Source organism: Wolbachia endosymbiont (group A) of Beris morrisii, assembly GCF_964028185.1.
In the GTDB taxonomy this organism is placed as follows: Bacteria; Pseudomonadota; Alphaproteobacteria; order Rickettsiales; family Anaplasmataceae; genus Wolbachia.
In genome coordinates, this window is the sequence record NZ_OZ034760.1 from 1,096,980 (window position 1) to 1,113,315 (window position 16,336).

The window sequence follows — 16,336 nt, forward strand, 5'->3', positions numbered from 1 at the left end:
TTATTTTTTTCTTTTTTCGTTTAAATTATTGCTACTCCCCCTAATAGTTATATACAGTAAATGTAACTTTTTGTTCAGTATTAATTATCATTTTATTGCACAATTTGGTAAAGGTGTTTGAGATAATCTAAATCTTGATAGTTGCTCCACTACCTTATTTCTTTTATCCATTGTTTCTTTTTCAATCTTTTCCACTTCATTTCTACATTTTTCAATCTCCTCTAAGTTTCCTTCAAATTCTTTTAACCTTTTATCCATTATATCAATGAAGGCACTGATGTCAGATTTTAAGTTTTCCACTTCTTTTTTGTCTTTACTTTCTTCTATCCTTTTTTTTATCCGGTTTTTGATATCAGAATCTAAGTTCTCTTCTATTTCTCTTCTCTCTATACTTTTTTCCAGCAAGTTGATTAAGATATTAATATCAGATTCTAAGCTTTCTACCTCTTTTCCAAAAACTTTTATATAATCCAAAATAAGATCTAGTATAAATTTATCTCCTCTATAATTCAGCTCAGGTTGTATTGTCAATAGCCTTATGAGCTCAATCGTTGCTTCTTTTCTTTTTTCTACAGAGCCATAGATTTCAGCATCTTCTAAAGGTCTAAAGACATCAATATTATCACGCAAAAAATTGCTGAACCTAAGTTCTTTCTCTGCATGATTTCTCATGGGCGTATCATTTGTTAGTCTCAGCTTTAGTTTTTCATACATCTTAGGCAAAAGCTTGTCTAAGTTGCTTTAAATCTTTATCATAAGCTGAAGAGTGCATAATGAACATAAGACGCCTAAGCAAAGAAACCTGTTATTGCTTTTGCATTAAAAGGGTTGTTGTTATCATCGAAATATTCCATGAGCCTCTCATCCGGTGTTTCTTCTTCTATGGCAGTAGCTAGTTTAGTTAATTCTCCCAGCTCTACTAACTTCTTTCCTTTAGCTTCATCTATAAGTTGCTTATAAAGGTTGTTTCGTTACTGAGAGTTTTGCAATATTCTTTTAACTGCTCAGAGTTTTGCAATAAAAGTTGTTGTATTTTCATAAAGTCTCCATTAACCCCTTGCTATATATACTCAAGAAATTACGAAAACTGTTCAATTTTTTTTAATTTTTCTTTGCAAAGCGTAAAAAACGTGCTAAACTCACCTATGGGTTTGCTATACAGTAATAGAATTGCTAAGAATGCCATTTATTCGAGTTCTAAGGGGTATTACGTGCGTTCTTTGGCAATGGTAGTAATTTTGTACCCTAAAGTTATATCTAGTCTTAAAACAAAGTTTTTGTCTCATCTAAAAAAATACAAATTCTCAATTATGTAACTTACCAAAAGCCTAAATTACTTTATTTCTTTTGCTTTCTTCAATCTTTTCTACTCTGTTTTTGTTTGCCGACTTTTGTGTTTGAAGCGCATCTACAAACTACCTCAATACCCTTCCATAATATATATACCGGATTTCTCATCACTTTTTCCGGGATTTTCTAAAAAAAAGTTAAAATAATTTTAAGGCAGCTAAGGAATTAAAGAGCTTTGAAAACCAGCTATATCTTTTACAGCAGCTTCTTCGCTATTTGAGATCTTTCCATTTTGGAAACAACTGGTTATTTAGATTTAAAAGAGGTTACATGAGTTTTTGATAAAAACAGCTATCTAACAACACTATAATAGCCCTCTAAAACGTTTTTAAGAATGGTGTTGCAGTAGAGAGATTGTTTTGGCTCCTTTTTTCTCACAATGAAAATATGCTACCCCACTTCAATCTTTAATCTTCTTCAGAAAGTTATCCGGAGAAACGACTTTCACACCTCTCGCTTGTTCAAATGCTTCTCTTGCTATACCTGCATTTTTACCGCCTCCCTTTGCCGCTTCTAAGTTTTCATTATAACCATGAGCATCTTTATCCTTTATCTCATCAATGGTAGCTTGTTCTCCTAGCATGTTAAAAATTCGGTGTCATATGGTCTCTTAGAGGCTGCTTCTTTAAGCCTTTTATTTCCTTATGTTTTTTGGTCTTTATTCCAAAAGTCTCTTGAGAGATTGCATCTGTCAATATTGCATACTCCTTGCCTTCAAGGTGCTTATTATTATGATCAGAGATCTTTCTGCTATCCCACTCTTTTGTTAGCTGATTTCTGATAGATATCGATTGTATCCTTTTTTGTATCCACTCTTCAGGGTATCCTTTTGCAACATAATCAGCATAGGCTCGCTTAAATGCCAGTTCTGGGTTTTCATATTCTTGTAATCTTTCATACCCAACCTTTGCAAGCCAACGTTTAAATTGTTCAACCTTTTTAGAAGGAATAGACTGCGCGATACGAAATAACCCCTCAACATTTGTACAATTAACATTCTGTTTACCACCTTTTGTTTTAATTTCAAGGGGGGTGTCCCCATCCTTCAGAGAGCCCTATATCTCTGCTTTTTATCTTTTTTAGGTAATCAGATGGGTTTTTACTACCTGTAAGAGAAGCTATTACCTCTGTTATCACATACCACCACTCTCCATTGTGTAATACTCTAGTCATATTGCTATTATCAAATGCAGTAGTCTCAATATCTCCTTCTTTTAAAGTTAAAGTGTCAATCATGTTGAAAATAAGTTTATTCTAAAAACCAAATATAAACTAAGTTGCTTTTTATTACTAATAAATAGTGGAAATTTTGTCTCCGTTATGTATGATAAAATTGGAGACGTAAATTTTGCTCTTTGTCTCCATTTTAAGCGGCAATCAAATTTTACGAGCTTCTGTTTCTTCTTCTACGGCAGCAACTTCAAACTTTTTTTTCTTTAGCTTCATCTACAACCTGTTTATAGAGATTTTTTCATCAAAAGACTCACAACATTCCCTCAGGAGTTTGAGATAAAAGTCGTTGTATTTCCATAAGACCTCCAGTGTACCAACTTAACCAGCTTTTGTTATACCAAAATTACAAAAACTGTTCACTTTTTTGAAAAAATATTTTACAACGAATAAAAAACGTGATAAACTAAAATAAGGGTTTTTTTATAACAAGTAAAAGTTTAAAGTAAAAAATAATTTAGAAATGCCTCGTAATCAAGTTTTAAGCTACCCTACATGAGTAATTTAGGTCTTGGTGGTACAATTTATACCCTGAAGTCGTAGAATCGTTTTAAAACCGCGCTAATTGTATCTTTCATTAAATGTAAATATCTTAATAATGTTTTGTGGCAACCTTTCTGGACTTCTTTTTTTTTGCTGTTTAAGTTATTGTACTCTATTTGTGTTTTACTATTATTTTATATTATCTATTATTATTTATTACTATTATATATATATAATATATAAGGGTTTTAGGAAGCTAGAATCCGCCTCACTGGCTGACTTTAGACATGTAGTTTCTAGGAACGCTTTTAGGAACGTAGGTAAAAAAGCTAGCTCTCACGCAGAATTTAGATTCCTGATTTCTAATTACTGATTTAGGAACCTAGGAATTAGGAATGTAATACAATCATTGGCGGTGCTATTTCTTATATATTCTACCTATCTTTAGTTGAAAATTATATTGAGTGCTAAGATTAGCGTTTTAGTTGAGTGGATGTAAATTGATAGTAGCTATAGATTGAAAGGGCAATAGAGAAAACTGGGTAAACTCTAAAATATTTTTACCCATAAAAAAAGACTTATCCTAACATTAAATTTTGCCTATAGCTAAAATCTTCAGCTCCAAGAGTGAACTTTCCTATACCACAAGCAAATGGTCCAGTTGGAATGTCAAGCCACTTATCCTCTTTTGAACCTGTAGACATCACTTTAACTAACTGCTTTACCTGTAAAAGTTCCTGAACTATACGCTCTAGTCGATCTCTTCCCATGCTGTGAAAAACTTCAGGTAGTCTATGCCGTTGCTTATATACTCCTGTGCTTCCTGTGTGAGTAAATGGATGTCCTGCAACAGCAGATCGTGTAATTGCATCAGTAAGACATATTTTAAGGTCTTTTTCACTAGCATTTTTAACTGTTAGTTGTATTGTTATATCTTCTAGTAGCCCTGTTTCCTGATTTCTTAGGTAAGTTCTTACAGTGCGATCAGCTAAACCATTGGCCTTCACAACTGCCCCATGAAACAAAGCATTCTGTCTTGGTGTTTCTCCTACTGCCTTAAAGATTTCTAGCCTAGCTGTATTTTCTATTGGCCAAAAAGCGTATGAGCATCTAACACCATTAACAAGAGCAGAGGTACCTCTAATTGCATCGCGTGCTTGTTCAGCAGTTAATATCGGTTTTTCTCCTTTTGGCTTTCTCATGTGATGAGCAGTAATTATCGAAGCTCCAGTACTACATGCTAAATCAGATAATAAGCACATTAGATAATCCCCTACAGCTGGATCAGCATTTATATCTGCATGGATAAATGAAGCAAGTGGATCAAATACTATCAATTTCAGATCTTTTATTTCCTCGAGCTGTTTCATTACGGATTCGAATTCAGGAGAAACTTCGACGATTTTACCACGAACATTTCTGAGTATTGTAAGTGATCCTCTGACGTTTGGCAGTGGTACAATAAATAATTTATCTTTATGTTTCAACCTTTCACACTTAGGGTCGAGTCGTTCTAAGCGGCGGTGTATCTCACTTGCATCATCTTCTGCTGAAAAAATCACTACTGATCCATGTTCAGTAACAAGTGAACCAAAGCCACACATCTGATCCTTATCACTTGCAACCTTAAGCGCTAGGTCAAGAAGAAGCATACCTTTGCCTGTATCTCCCATTGCTGCTATTATTGAAGTAACACCTAAAGGAAATAGACCTTCAACAAGAAACTTTTGCTCTGGTACCGGACCTACAAAGCGCTCTGCACTCCAATCTAAAATGTTAAGTGGCTGTTTTGTGGATCTTTCTAAACTTTTCATATTTGAAGTATCAGTAGCTGGAGTATCAATAGTAAGTAACGGAGTTGAAGCTAAAAACTCTTTGACATCTATACCTTCCTCTACACAATCAGCAGCATCCCATTTCTCAGGTTTACCTTGCGGAATCTCAAGAACAGCAAGTGATGCAACTCCGATCTCTAAAAGCTTTTTTTCAGCTTTTTTTGCGTATTTATTACCTGCTTCATCATTATCTGGCCAAATAATAATATTTTTACCCTTAAGCGGTGTCCAATCTGTTTTATCAATAGGTGCATTTGCTCCAAACATTGCTGTCGTTGCAGTAATTCCTTTCTCTATGAGCGCTTCTGCACATTTTTCTCCTTCAACCAGAATAATCTTATCAGATTTTAGAATACCTGGAATGTTGTAGAGTGGCCTTATATCCGGTTCGCCAAAACTCAGCTTCTTAACATCAAATGGACGATATTCTTTCTTTCCTTCAGGTGGATCATATCGGTAAACTATAACAATAACTTGGTTGTTTTCATCGTAATAATTCCAGCTACAAGTCAGGTGCTGTTCTAGATCTTTGATACTCTTTTTTTCTCTAGTGTGTTGTTTGCCAAGCCATTCACCTATAGAAGCCATTACTTCAGAAAACTCTGTTCTGGCGTTTTTTCTATGCACGGCTGCCCAAAGATCGATAATGTCACCACCGTCCCCGGTTGCGAAATCATTCCATAACCCGGCTTTACTGCCACTTAGCTCTACTCTTAAACTTTTTCCTCTATTACCCCAGATATCCCCTACTTGAAACTCATTTCTGCAAAAAGTGCCATTAGGTAGTAAATACGAAAGACACGATCTTATCTGCAACAATAGTTCTGCTTTTAATTCTTCACTGCTTAAACCGAAATTCATAGTTCAAAACCTTTAAATGTTCCCTATGTGCTCTATACCGTAATTGCTGCTTGTTGTGCGCCATCACCATTATTTAAATTGCTATCGCCATTATTCTCAGAAAAAAAGCATAGAATATCAGTAAGTTAAAAATCGCATCGCAATTATTTAATTTTGCTCCGCAATTACAATCAGTCTCCAAAAACGATCACTCTTGAAGAAGTTAATTATTCAAGAAAAATTATGAAATCACAGAACTCTTACTCGGGAATTAATCCTATAGTTGTTAAGTACGTAAAGTATTATGCAAAATGTCTTAAACGCCTTAAATGTTTTGCCGATGAAAGCATTGAAGATATTGAACAAGAACTTTTTTTACTTGTTTGGCCAACAATTATTCAATATGACGAGAGTAAAAGTTGTTTTGTTGCTTTTGTTAAACAACTCGTTAAGTGCCGTGCCATTAACTTAGTGTATAGGCAATCATGCGAAAAGCGTGGTGGCAAACAAGGTATATTATATATAGATCATACTATTTTAGATAACATTGCTGATGAAAGGTGCCGTTTTGAAGATGAAATAGCAGACCGTAGTGATCTTGATTACATTGTCTCAACACTACCTCAAGAATGGCAAGTTCTATGCAGACAGCTAGAAATCTTCAGTGTTCCAGAAGTAGCTGAAATACGTGGAATAGCAAGGACAACAGTCTATGACATTCTCAGAAGAATAAGACGACATACAAAAAAAGTTTTCTAGAACCTCCGACAACAGAGAACCATTCCGGTATATAAAACATAGGGGGAGATTATGACTCTAAAAATAATAAGTAACGAAGAAAGAGTAAAAACAGTAACAGGTGTAAAAATGGTAATCTTTGGACCTTATGGAATCGGCAAAACTAGTCTACTTAAAACTCTCGATGAGTCGACAACACTCTGTCTTGATTTTGAAGCAGGGCTTTTAGCAGTTCAGGACTGGAAAGGAGATTCAATCAGCGTTCGTACTTGGAATGAGGCAAGAGATATAGCTTGTCTTATTGGTGGGCTAAATCCTGCATTAAAATCTGATCAAGCATATAGTCAAAGGCACTATGAGCATGTATCTGGCAAGTACAAAGATCTTTCTTCGGAGTTTTTTAAATATCATTGCATTTTTATCGATAGTATCACTGTAGCATCACGTTTATGCTTTTTATGGGCAAGGATGCAACCTGAAGCTTTTTCTGATAGATCAGGAAGAGAAGATAAAAGAGCTGCTTACGGCACACTTGCTCAGGAGATGATGGCTTGGCTCAATCAGTTTCAACATATTCGGGATAAAGACATCATCATAGTTGGCACTTTAGGTCAGTATCTTGATGATTGTAATCGTTCGACCTGGCTGCCTCAATGTGAAGGGGCTAAAACTGCCAGTGAAATTCCTGGAATTGTTGATGAAGTAATCAGCATGGTTGGAATCAAGAAAGATGATGGCACAGAAGTACGTTCATTTGTCTGTCAGACGATTAATTCCTGGGGATACCCTGCTAAAGATCGAAGTGGTTGCCTTAATATGGTTGAAGAACCGCATCTGGGAAAACTACTTGCGAAAATTAAAGCTAAAGCCTTTTCTACTGCTACTTAATGGAGAATAACTATGCTACAAAACATTTTCACTATTGGTCAAAAAATCCCTTTTTTCAGCGTAAAAGAGTATTTAAGTGACCCAACACCAATCCCAGAAGACATCATCTACCCGAGGATATTAACTCCAAGGGGTTTGTTGGTATTTGGTGGGCCACCTAAAATTGGTAAAAGCGATTTTCTAATTTCATGGCTCATGCACATGGCTGCTGGTGTTTCATTTCTTGGCATGATTCCCAATCAGCCTATGAAAGTTCTCTGTCTGCAGACTGAAATTGATGATGGATATTTAAAAGAGCGTCTACAGGAGTTAAAACTTGATAAAGAGCTTTTGGATATTGGTGCAAACAACTTCATGATCACGCCAAGAGTACAACTATCGTTTAGTAGTGAAGAGATAGATGAAATAAAAAACTCTCTGGAGGAAAAAAGTTTCAAGCCAGATATTATCGCCATAGATCCTCTACGAAATATCTTTAATTCAGGTGAATATGGTAATGAGAACGATAACAGCGCTATGCTATTCTTCCTGCAAAAAACGCTTGAAAGACTGAGAAATGTTATTAATCCAGATGCCGGTATAATACTTACCCACCACACTAAAAAATTATCCAAAAAAATGCTGGAAGAAGATCCATTTCAAGGTTTAAGTGGTGCTGGGTCTTTAAGGGGATTCTACACTACAGGTATGGTGATGTTTCGGAAGGATGAAGAAAACAGAGAAGAAAACGGAAAAGAACAAACCGCATGTCAAATAGTTTTTGAGTTACGCAATGGAAAACATATCCTGCGCAAGACTGTCGACAAGATAGATGGTCGCTGGCAGTTTGTGGACCAATGGAATAGCTGATTTCAACTTTATTATGGAGACATTTATGTTACAGGATTTAACTGATTTTAACACGGCAAAGTCGCAAAGTAATTTAATACCTAAAGGTACAACGGTAAAAGTCAAAATGGCTATTAAACCTGGGGGTTATGAATGCTGGCTCACTAAAAGTCCCACTACCGGTAGTATCTATTTAAATGCAGAATTTACCGTCATTGAAGGGTCATATGCAAGGCATAAGATTTATCAAGCAATTGGTATTAAAAGTGGCAAAGCAAACGTTGAAAGAGAAGATGTTTGGGGAGAAATGGGTCGTTCTATGATTCGCAGTATTTTAGAGTCAGCACGCAATATTCATCCACATGATAATTCAGAAAAGGCGGTACTTGCTCGTAAGCTGAACTCTATTGCAGACTTAAATGGTTTAGAATTCAGAGCAAAGGTAGGTATTGAAGCTGATCGGTATGGAGAAAAGAACAAGATTGCTACAGTTATTACTTCAGAAAATACTGAAAATGATTGGGTACCGTTTTGAAGTACGACGAGGAGAAGCTCTGGATTGCTGTCATTAAGAGAGCTATCAAAGATGCAGCAGGAAAAAATGCAGAGCTAAAAAAAGAAGCAATTGAATGGTTCAATTTGGAGTCTTTTGAAACTGTTTGTGAGCTGGCTAATCTCAGCTTTAAACGTATGAAAAACATGTTGTTAGGTTATGGAGGTTTTATGTCTAAAAAGGAAATAAAGGCGTCATTAATTGATAATATTAAGGAATGTGTGTCTCATCTAATTCCAGACGGTAAGTTTTACCAAGAGAAGACTTATGTTGGCAGCTTAAATGGAGATACCATTATGGTTAAAATAGTAGGTAAAAAAGCCGGTAATTGGCGTAATTTTACCACAGGGACTAGTGGTGACATTATTGATCTTTGGACTTTAATTAAAGGTAATATAGATTCTGCCAAGGAGTGGTTAAATACTAAAAATACTGAGAAATTACAAAATAAAGAAGCAAAGGGGGCAATAAAAAAAGGGGAAAAGGCGTTTTCTGTAGGACAGTATTTAAGCGACCAATCTCCAATGCCGAAAGATGTCATAGGCCCAAGAATTCTAACACCAGGTGGGCTTTTAGTTATAGGTGGTACTCCAAAGGTTGGAAAAAGTAGTTTTCTGCTTTCTTTATTAGCACATATGGCAGCAGGAGTATCATTTCTTAAGATGACACCTACAAAACCGCTTAGGATACTCTATCTACAGGACGAAATGGGATATGACGACATGAGAAGGCGCTTACAGCAACTCAAAATCGACCAAAAGCTTATAGATTTAATGAAAGAAAACTTGGTTATTGCTTCAGAAGCAAAAATAACGTTGAATGATGAAGGAGTGGAGAGGATCAAAGACATCATCGTGAAAGACTTTGGTACAAAGATGGTTGATCTTATTGCAATAGACTCTCTTACGACGCATCTGATGCCACTTTCTCTTTTACGTAGTGGGATTGAAAAATTACGCTCTATCGGCATTGGAATAATCATGACCCATCACACTAAGAAAGTATCCACAGCTACACTGGAAAAAAATCCATTTCAGGCTCTGGTTGGAGCTAATGCACTCAGAAGTTTCTATACGTCTGGTATAGTAATGTTTCAACCCAGTAGAAGCAAAAATATTCTGCAGGTAGTGTATGAGCTTGGGAACAGAAAACCTATACCAGCAAAATTCATTAGCAGAGCTAACGGATGTTGGAAAGCTTCTAAGGTTAGCTTGATTACTTTGTCAACACAAGTGTGAAGGGATTAAGGCGATAACCATGTTCCTTACAAATTAATTCTGGCCAACCAATGGTTTGAATAACATCATCACGTTCGATGCTCAATCCTGATTGGTTAGCCAGTTTTTCTTTTATTTGTCTTTGCATTTTATTCAGAGGATATCTTATTTGTTGTTCTAAATCTGTAATTTCTGAATGAAAAATTAAACTGTCTGCTATTTTTTCGGTGCTAAGAGGTACATGATGTTTTAATGGTATACCATTTTCAAAATCATCGAGAAATTGTTTGAGTAAAACGCGAAAGATACTAATACACAATATAGCTCTTTTATTTACTACTTCAATGTCATTTACGTAGACCGCACCATGTGAGAACCCAAGTTGTAGAGTTTTCTTTGGTGATTTAGGTTTAACTTGTTTTAATGAAATAACAGGGAAAATTTGTGTAGAGACATTAGCAATTAATTCTGGTATAGCTACTTCAAGAAGTATTTCACGTAAACTCCTATTCTCACAAAAAAGATCAGACATTTTTACGATGGGCAAAACAATTGGCAAGTCCGGTATATTCTCTCTTACGGTAATTAAAACAGTGGGCTGGATTCTAAGCTTATCTATGGTTAAATATACTGCATCAGAGCAAAGATCAAGAATGATTATGCTAACAATACTGCCTTGGCTACTTATGTGATAAACTCCTTCTGCTGCTTTTTGCCAGATGAACTTTGAGTTGTTCAATAGACTCTCAAACCAATGTGCAATTTTTTCTAGGTTAAGATTGGTTGATAGTAGGTGAAATCGTTGCTTTTGATGAGTATTGGGTAGAATGTAGCGACAACAATCTTCACAAAGCATGTCATCACATTCTTCATCAAAGTCTGGACTAATAGGAATTTCATTAGTGCAATCTGGATCAAATACGTGAGGCCAATCCAAATGATCCTCTTTACGAGAACAAATAACAAAATCAACTGCTTTTAGCTTAATAAAGCCAAGACTAGATAAATAGATTGCAGTTTTCAAGTAAGCTTTGCTCGGGTCAATACAGGGTTCATTGGATTCCAGAACATCTGCAATAGTTTGCTTTTGGTAGGATTGTAAGTCCATAGTTCTCCTTCATTAATGACTTGAAATCTTCACGCTCTTTTTTATTGAGTACATGCTCTGAGTAATAAATAATGGTATAATGCTGATTTCTTTTAAAAAATAAAGTTACTTTTTTATTCTGAAACAAAACGCGAATGGACTCAACAACAGAATTATCTTGTGTTAATTTTAACATCTGTAATTCGCGAGCAAGTGAGTTAAATGGATTAGTGGCTACAACTAAGTATGTATCTTTCTTGAGCTGAGTTGAACGGAACCTTATTTCAAAAGGGCAAATATGAGGGTCAGCCCCTTCTATGGAAGACTTTAAGAATGCTGCAACAAGAAGTGTACAATTTTGGTCTTGCATATCGATAAATAAGCATTCACGTTGAAAGTAACGACTTAAGATACTATTTGCTATTTTTAGACTTTCATCAGAGTTTTTGGCAGAAAGATTTAATTGATTACCATGTAGAGAAAAATCGAGAATAATCCGATCTGGTCTATATCCATGGATAATACGGTTTGAATTAAAGAGTAAGTCCTTATCGCTAGCACGACGTATAAACACGTATATACGATCATGATGATAGAAAAAACATTGTAGTTGAGTTTCAAAGCCATCATTTTTTGCAGCATCATATTTTTGCAGTAGTTCGTGAACAATTTGCTTTGATAAAAAGTTTTTAAAAGGAGTTTTCATCTGTCTAGGGGAATTTTGTAGAATAAAGGGAGAAAACCCTCTCTTTTGTACTCTGTCAAAATGGTAAACATACTTGATTAACTCTGGATTATGATGAAACATAACAAAGATCAAGGACTTTTTATCATATTTATTGCTCTTACATAAAAACTGAGCAATGAGCGCTTTGTCCAAGGTGGATTTTGCTACTTCAACAACAGCAGACTGAAATTTAGAATAGTTAAAACAACTAAGTAGATAATAGTTGAGCAAAGAATCTGAACAATCCGTGAGAATGGCACGTTTTTGTTGAATTGGAATATCATCGTTATGCTTAAAAAGTTGCAGAAAAATGACATTTAATTGTCTACCTGAGAGGGAAGAAAGCCAATTTTTACGTATTTTCTCATTTTGAAAGCTAGGTAACCAATGATCTATTGGCATCTCTAAATCACTCTCCCAGAAATCTCTGCTGGGATAAAGATCAACCATATAATGTGTATAATATAATGAGCTATATTTTACATAAGTAAAAAATTAATCAACAAAAAAACTTCAATAAAAAATATTTTTCAAAATAGCCTGAACAAATTTCTACAAAAAATGTATATCTTAAATAGGGGGAGTAGAAAACATGTCAATCCTAACGCAAACGGGAAGAGCAGCAATAGCAGCAAGCATAAAAGAGCAACCGATACATCTTGCTTGGGGAAGTGGTGACTCAAACTGGGAAAGTCGCCATAAAGTAGAGAAAACTTTTACCAATGGCGAAATAACCCTAGATCACCATACTATTAAAGATGTAAAAGTTTTTACCGGGCAAATAACTTATCAGCCAAGTATAGACTATACAGTTGCTGGTGTAATTAAACGTACGGAAAATGGTTCTATTGCAAATGGTGGTGGAGTTACCATAGAGTATACTCAAGACACACCACCAGAACCCATTACTTCTGCAACATTACTCAAGGAAGTTGGACGTCGTGTTGTTGATGAGATACTCTTCTGTGTTGGTGATGAGGATGGAGAACTTTTGACCCCTTCTGGGAGGTTTAAATCTTCCGCTGTACCAACCAATAATCTTTATCTCAAATTTACTTTTGATTTCACGGACGCAGCAAATCAAGTAATAAGGGAACTAGGGGTTATGGTTGGTACAAGGGTAAAGGCGCCAGGACAGAGATATTTTGAACCACAAGATATAGAAGACCCTGGAATTTTGTTAGTTTTAGAGCACACTGTGCCACTTATCAGAACCGCAGCTACAAGAGAAACTTTTTCCTTTGTTGTAACATTTTGACATATGACAATAGTCTATTTTTTGAAAGAAAAATACTTCGATCAGAAGAATCAACAAAATCTAAGTTTATTATTCAACATCCTTGTAACTTTTTTATTGACATGCAAGACGGTATCTGCGGCAACCCGTGAAACTTTTTCATTTGTTGTGACGTTTTAGAAAAAGGGGAAAAAGATGACGTTAAATAGCTATTATAATCGCTCTGACAAAGAATACGAGAAAAGTTTATTCTTAGCAGGAAGAGGTTTGCAGTCAGCAGAATTAAATGAGATTCAAGATTATGCTCTTTTGAGTCTCAAAGGCATAGGTGATGCGATATTCCGTGATGGTGACGTTATAACGGGAAGCGATTGTATCATAGACGGGGAAAAAGTTACACTTGAAGCAGGAAAAATCTATCTTCGTGGAGCAGTTAGAAAAGTCGAAAAAGAAAAATTTACTATTCCACTTAATACTACAGTTCGCATAGGTGTTTATTATGTAGAATCTACCATTACAGAACTTGAGGATGAAAATCTTCGTGATCCTGCAGTTGGTACGCGTAATTACCAAGAAGTAGGAGCAGCAAGGCTTAAAGTTTCCACCATTTGGGGTTATCAAGCAGAGAGTGTTACTGTTAACTCCGCAAATGGGGAATTCTATCCAATTTATAACATTGAAAACGGAGTTCTTGTTCAGTATTCACCGCCACCACAAGCAAACATAGTAACCACAGCTCTTGCTCGTTACGATAAAGAAGCAAATGGATCTTATGTAGTAAATGGCCTAGAAGTAATGTTCCTGCAAAAGGAAGAGGGCAAAAAAGGGGCACAAATATTTGTGATTAATGAGGGAAAAGCTCATGTTGATGGCTACGAAATTGAATTATCCCACGGTATTCGTGTTTATTTTGATGAAGATCCAGATATAAAAGCAGTTAAATCAGAATTTCACACCTTTCAGCCAAATAGCCAAAGAGTAATGGAGCTTAAAGTTCATGATTTTCCGGTTAGTGAGATAAAAAGGGTAGATATAACTGTTCAGAAAACTATTACCATGACGCATGGTTCATACTCTGGAGTTGTTGATCCGATACCTGACTCTGCAGTTCAGGAGATCATTCAAGTTAAGCAAGGTGATGTAATCTATGAAAATAGTGCAGATTGCAAGCTCAGTGGAGGAAATGTTGATTGGTCATTGGCAGGAAAAGAACCAGCACCAGGAAGTAGTTACCTGATAACCTACCGCTTTCGCACTCATGTAAGCCCTGAAGATGTGGATGAACAAGGGTGTAAAATAAGAGGAGCAGTGGATGGCAGTTTAGTTTCAGTTGATTACACTTGGAAAATGCCCCGCTTTGATTTAATCACTCTAGATGCAAAAGGGGTGGTAAGAAGAATAAAGGGAATTGCTCATCCATGGCGACCATCGATGCCTAAAGCACCTAGCGGACAATTGCTACTTTGCTACATTCACCAAACGTGGAAAGAAGGGGAAGAGGGGAAAATAAAAATAGTGAATAATGCTATCCACGCTGTACCGATGAACGAATTGGAAGCAATGAAAAAAGGAATAAATGATCTTTATGCATTAGTTGCCGAAGAACGTCTGCGTAATGATGCAAATTCAAGAGAGCCTACCACTAAAAAAGGAGTATTTGTTGATCCGTTCTTTGATGATGATATGCGTGATCAGGGAATTTTGCAGTCTGCAGCAATAGTAAACAAGGAACTAGTATTACCGATAGATGTAGAAGTTGTTGATGTTGAAAGGGGAAAAAAACCGTATCTTTTGCCGTATGAACTTGAGCCGGTATTGGAACAGCTTTTACAGACTAAAAGTGAAAGGATTAATCCTTATCAAGCTTTCGATCCAGTACCGGCAAAAGTTACCATGAACAAAAACATCGATCACTGGACAGAGGTAAAGACAAATTGGTCAAGTCCAGTGACAAGAGAATTTAATACTAGAGAAACAACAGAGCTTCTGTCAAGTAGTACGTATGAAGCTGAATTTATGAGAGAAGCAGTACAAGATTTTGAGATCGAAGGTTTTTCGGTCGGTGAGAAACTTAAAGAAATAAAATTCGATGGAATCAGCATTCAACCTATAGAGGAAGGAAATGTCTACAATTAGCAACCAGGGGAAAAAAGGACGAATAAGTGGAAAAATAAAAATCCCAGCAAATATTCCAGCCGGTACTAAATTAGTGCAGTTTTACGGGGATAAGGGAAGTTATGGAGAAGCAACGTATACTGGTAAAAAAACTATTACCATAGAAGAGCGAAGAAGAGTTTTTTCCAGCAAACGTGTTGATCCTTTAGCGCAAACATTTACCTTGGATGAGAGTAGGCATATAGGAGGTATAGACTTATGGTTTACAAATAGCGGCAAAAGACGTGTTGTTGTGCAGATTCGGGAAACAACAGTTGGAGTGCCCTCGCAAACAGTTATCGCTGAAAATTCCATCGAGCCAACCAAGATCAATACCAATGGCACAGCAACACGTATAACTTGGTCACCTGTGTTTTGTCATGGAGGGCAAGAGTATGCAATAGTTTTACTTACCGATGACGGGGAAAATGCGGTCAAAGTAGCAGAACTTGGCAAATACGATGCAGTAAACAGCCGTTGGGTAACCAGTCAACCTTATCAAGTAGGGGTATTACTCTCATCAAGCAATGCAAGTACGTGGACACCGCATCAAAATTTAGACCTAACTTTTAGGCTTTTAGCAGCAAAATTTACCGAAAGTTCTCACGTTATTGATCTTGGTAAAGTTACTGCAAATAATACATCAGACTTAATCGCTCTAACCAACATAGAAAAAGTAGGTTTTGATACTAATGTAGAATTTATCTTAACAGATGAGAAAGGAGAAGAAAATTTTCTATCTGATAATCTGCCGTTAGCACTGCGCGCAAGAATAAGTGGGGAATTAACGGTAAAAGTAGCGCTCAAAGGATCGGGGGAAAAAAGTCCAGTTCTCTACCCTGGGTTGCAGCTAGTTATGGGGAATATTTCAGCGTCCGGAGATTATGTCACGAGGAGCATTACAGCAGGATCCAACACTAAGATAACAATTACCTATGATGCATTGATACCTGGTACTGCAGATGTTAAAGCATATGTGCAGAAAAGCGTGGAAGGGGAATGGCAATTAGTAGATTTAACAGCGGGAAAACCAATCGGAGAAAATTGGGTAGAGAGAGTCCACGTGCTGACGAACTTTAATGCAAATGAGACGAGGGTAAAATTAGTCTTGAGTGGAACGGTTGTCTATCGACCAAAGGTAAAAAACTTACGAGTTATTATAACATAAA

The 16,336-nt window shown here is 36.2% G+C and carries 14 protein-coding genes; 8 read left to right on the forward strand and 6 right to left on the reverse strand.

Translation table 11 applies throughout. The features are described from left to right. Window positions 1–87: 87 nt before the first annotated feature. The 4 genes from ABWU69_RS05755 to ABWU69_RS05770 form a co-directional block, all read right to left on the reverse strand. Complete coding sequence (locus ABWU69_RS05755) at window positions 88–672, reverse strand: hypothetical protein (RefSeq protein WP_353285060.1); 585 nt, start codon at window positions 670–672, stop codon at window positions 88–90. 1,078 nt (window positions 673–1,750) lie between these two features. Beyond that, a complete protein-coding gene (locus ABWU69_RS05760; protein WP_341814813.1) occupies window positions 1,751–1,933 on the reverse strand; it encodes a hypothetical protein in 183 nt (60 codons plus the stop codon). A 440-nt stretch (window positions 1,934–2,373) separates the two neighbouring features. Further along, entirely contained in the window at window positions 2,374–2,586 is a 213-nt protein-coding gene (locus ABWU69_RS05765) for a hypothetical protein (RefSeq protein WP_341814812.1), read from the reverse strand. 1,055 nt (window positions 2,587–3,641) lie between these two features. Continuing rightward, the gene (locus tag ABWU69_RS05770) at window positions 3,642–5,759 is read right to left on the reverse strand and encodes an AAA family ATPase (protein ID WP_353285061.1); all 2,118 of its coding nucleotides are present in this window, start codon (window positions 5,757–5,759) and stop codon (window positions 3,642–3,644) included. A 222-nt stretch (window positions 5,760–5,981) separates the two neighbouring features. Here ABWU69_RS05770 and ABWU69_RS05775 point away from each other — a divergent pair, with 222 nt between their 5' ends. The 5 genes from ABWU69_RS05775 to ABWU69_RS05795 are packed head-to-tail and all read left to right on the forward strand — an operon-like array spanning window position 5,982 to window position 9,983. After that, window positions 5,982–6,497, forward strand: coding sequence for an RNA polymerase sigma factor (locus tag ABWU69_RS05775; RefSeq protein ID WP_264735969.1), 516 nt, complete (start codon window positions 5,982–5,984; stop codon window positions 6,495–6,497). Between the two features lie 51 nt (window positions 6,498–6,548). Next, window positions 6,549–7,364 (forward strand): ATP-binding protein, encoded by an 816-nt coding sequence (locus tag ABWU69_RS05780; protein ID WP_341814809.1) that lies wholly within the window; start codon window positions 6,549–6,551, stop codon window positions 7,362–7,364. 12 nt (window positions 7,365–7,376) lie between these two features. Next, the gene (locus tag ABWU69_RS05785; RefSeq protein ID WP_341814808.1) at window positions 7,377–8,213 is read left to right on the forward strand and encodes an AAA family ATPase; all 837 of its coding nucleotides are present in this window, start codon (window positions 7,377–7,379) and stop codon (window positions 8,211–8,213) included. A gap of 25 nt (window positions 8,214–8,238) precedes the next feature. Then, window positions 8,239–8,727, forward strand: a complete 489-nt coding sequence (locus ABWU69_RS05790) for a hypothetical protein (RefSeq protein ID WP_341814807.1) — start codon at window positions 8,239–8,241, stop codon at window positions 8,725–8,727. Beyond that, window positions 8,724–9,983, forward strand: a complete 1,260-nt coding sequence (locus ABWU69_RS05795; RefSeq protein ID WP_341814806.1) for an AAA family ATPase — start codon at window positions 8,724–8,726, stop codon at window positions 9,981–9,983. Before ABWU69_RS05790 ends, ABWU69_RS05795 begins: the two co-directional genes overlap by 4 nt. Here ABWU69_RS05795 and ABWU69_RS05800 read toward each other — a convergent pair. Beyond that, window positions 9,961–11,070, reverse strand: coding sequence for a hypothetical protein (locus ABWU69_RS05800; protein ID WP_353285062.1), 1,110 nt, complete (start codon window positions 11,068–11,070; stop codon window positions 9,961–9,963). The two genes, ABWU69_RS05795 and ABWU69_RS05800, sit on opposite strands and share 23 nt — an antisense overlap. Continuing rightward, the gene (locus ABWU69_RS05805; RefSeq protein WP_353285063.1) at window positions 11,015–12,178 is read right to left on the reverse strand and encodes a hypothetical protein; all 1,164 of its coding nucleotides are present in this window, start codon (window positions 12,176–12,178) and stop codon (window positions 11,015–11,017) included. Before ABWU69_RS05805 ends, ABWU69_RS05800 begins: the two co-directional genes overlap by 56 nt. A gap of 190 nt (window positions 12,179–12,368) precedes the next feature. Here ABWU69_RS05805 and ABWU69_RS05810 point away from each other — a divergent pair, with 190 nt between their 5' ends. From ABWU69_RS05810 to ABWU69_RS05820, 3 genes are all read left to right on the forward strand, one after another. Next, window positions 12,369–13,034: a hypothetical protein gene (locus ABWU69_RS05810; RefSeq protein WP_341814803.1), complete on the forward strand. Its 666-nt coding sequence runs from the start codon at window positions 12,369–12,371 to the stop codon at window positions 13,032–13,034. Window positions 13,035–13,208: 174 nt separating this feature from the next. Continuing rightward, on the forward strand, window positions 13,209–15,149 hold the full coding sequence (locus ABWU69_RS05815) for a DUF4815 domain-containing protein (RefSeq protein ID WP_341814802.1): 1,941 nt from the start codon (window positions 13,209–13,211) through the stop codon (window positions 15,147–15,149). After that, on the forward strand, window positions 15,136–16,335 hold the full coding sequence (locus ABWU69_RS05820; RefSeq protein WP_341814801.1) for a hypothetical protein: 1,200 nt from the start codon (window positions 15,136–15,138) through the stop codon (window positions 16,333–16,335). The genes ABWU69_RS05815 and ABWU69_RS05820 overlap by 14 nt, the downstream gene beginning before the upstream one ends. Window position 16,336: the final 1 nt, after the last annotated feature.

Coding starts and splice junctions, on each gene's coding strand:
- ABWU69_RS05800 (WP_353285062.1), bottom strand. CDS start 11,070: ATGGACTTACAATCCTACCAAAAGCAAACTATTGCAGATGTTCTGGAA.
- ABWU69_RS05775 (WP_264735969.1), top strand. CDS start 5,982: ATGAAATCACAGAACTCTTACTCGGGAATTAATCCTATAGTTGTTAAG.
- ABWU69_RS05790 (WP_341814807.1), top strand. CDS start 8,239: ATGTTACAGGATTTAACTGATTTTAACACGGCAAAGTCGCAAAGTAAT.
- ABWU69_RS05770 (WP_353285061.1), bottom strand. CDS start 5,759: ATGAATTTCGGTTTAAGCAGTGAAGAATTAAAAGCAGAACTATTGTTG.
- ABWU69_RS05805 (WP_353285063.1), bottom strand. CDS start 12,178: ATGCCAATAGATCATTGGTTACCTAGCTTTCAAAATGAGAAAATACGT.
- ABWU69_RS05810 (WP_341814803.1), top strand. CDS start 12,369: ATGTCAATCCTAACGCAAACGGGAAGAGCAGCAATAGCAGCAAGCATA.
- ABWU69_RS05815 (WP_341814802.1), top strand. CDS start 13,209: ATGACGTTAAATAGCTATTATAATCGCTCTGACAAAGAATACGAGAAA.
- ABWU69_RS05820 (WP_341814801.1), top strand. CDS start 15,136: ATGTCTACAATTAGCAACCAGGGGAAAAAAGGACGAATAAGTGGAAAA.
- ABWU69_RS05760 (WP_341814813.1), bottom strand. CDS start 1,933: ATGCTAGGAGAACAAGCTACCATTGATGAGATAAAGGATAAAGATGCT.
- ABWU69_RS05765 (WP_341814812.1), bottom strand. CDS start 2,586: ATGATTGACACTTTAACTTTAAAAGAAGGAGATATTGAGACTACTGCA.
- ABWU69_RS05780 (WP_341814809.1), top strand. CDS start 6,549: ATGACTCTAAAAATAATAAGTAACGAAGAAAGAGTAAAAACAGTAACA.
- ABWU69_RS05755 (WP_353285060.1), bottom strand. CDS start 672: ATGAGAAATCATGCAGAGAAAGAACTTAGGTTCAGCAATTTTTTGCGT.
- ABWU69_RS05785 (WP_341814808.1), top strand. CDS start 7,377: ATGCTACAAAACATTTTCACTATTGGTCAAAAAATCCCTTTTTTCAGC.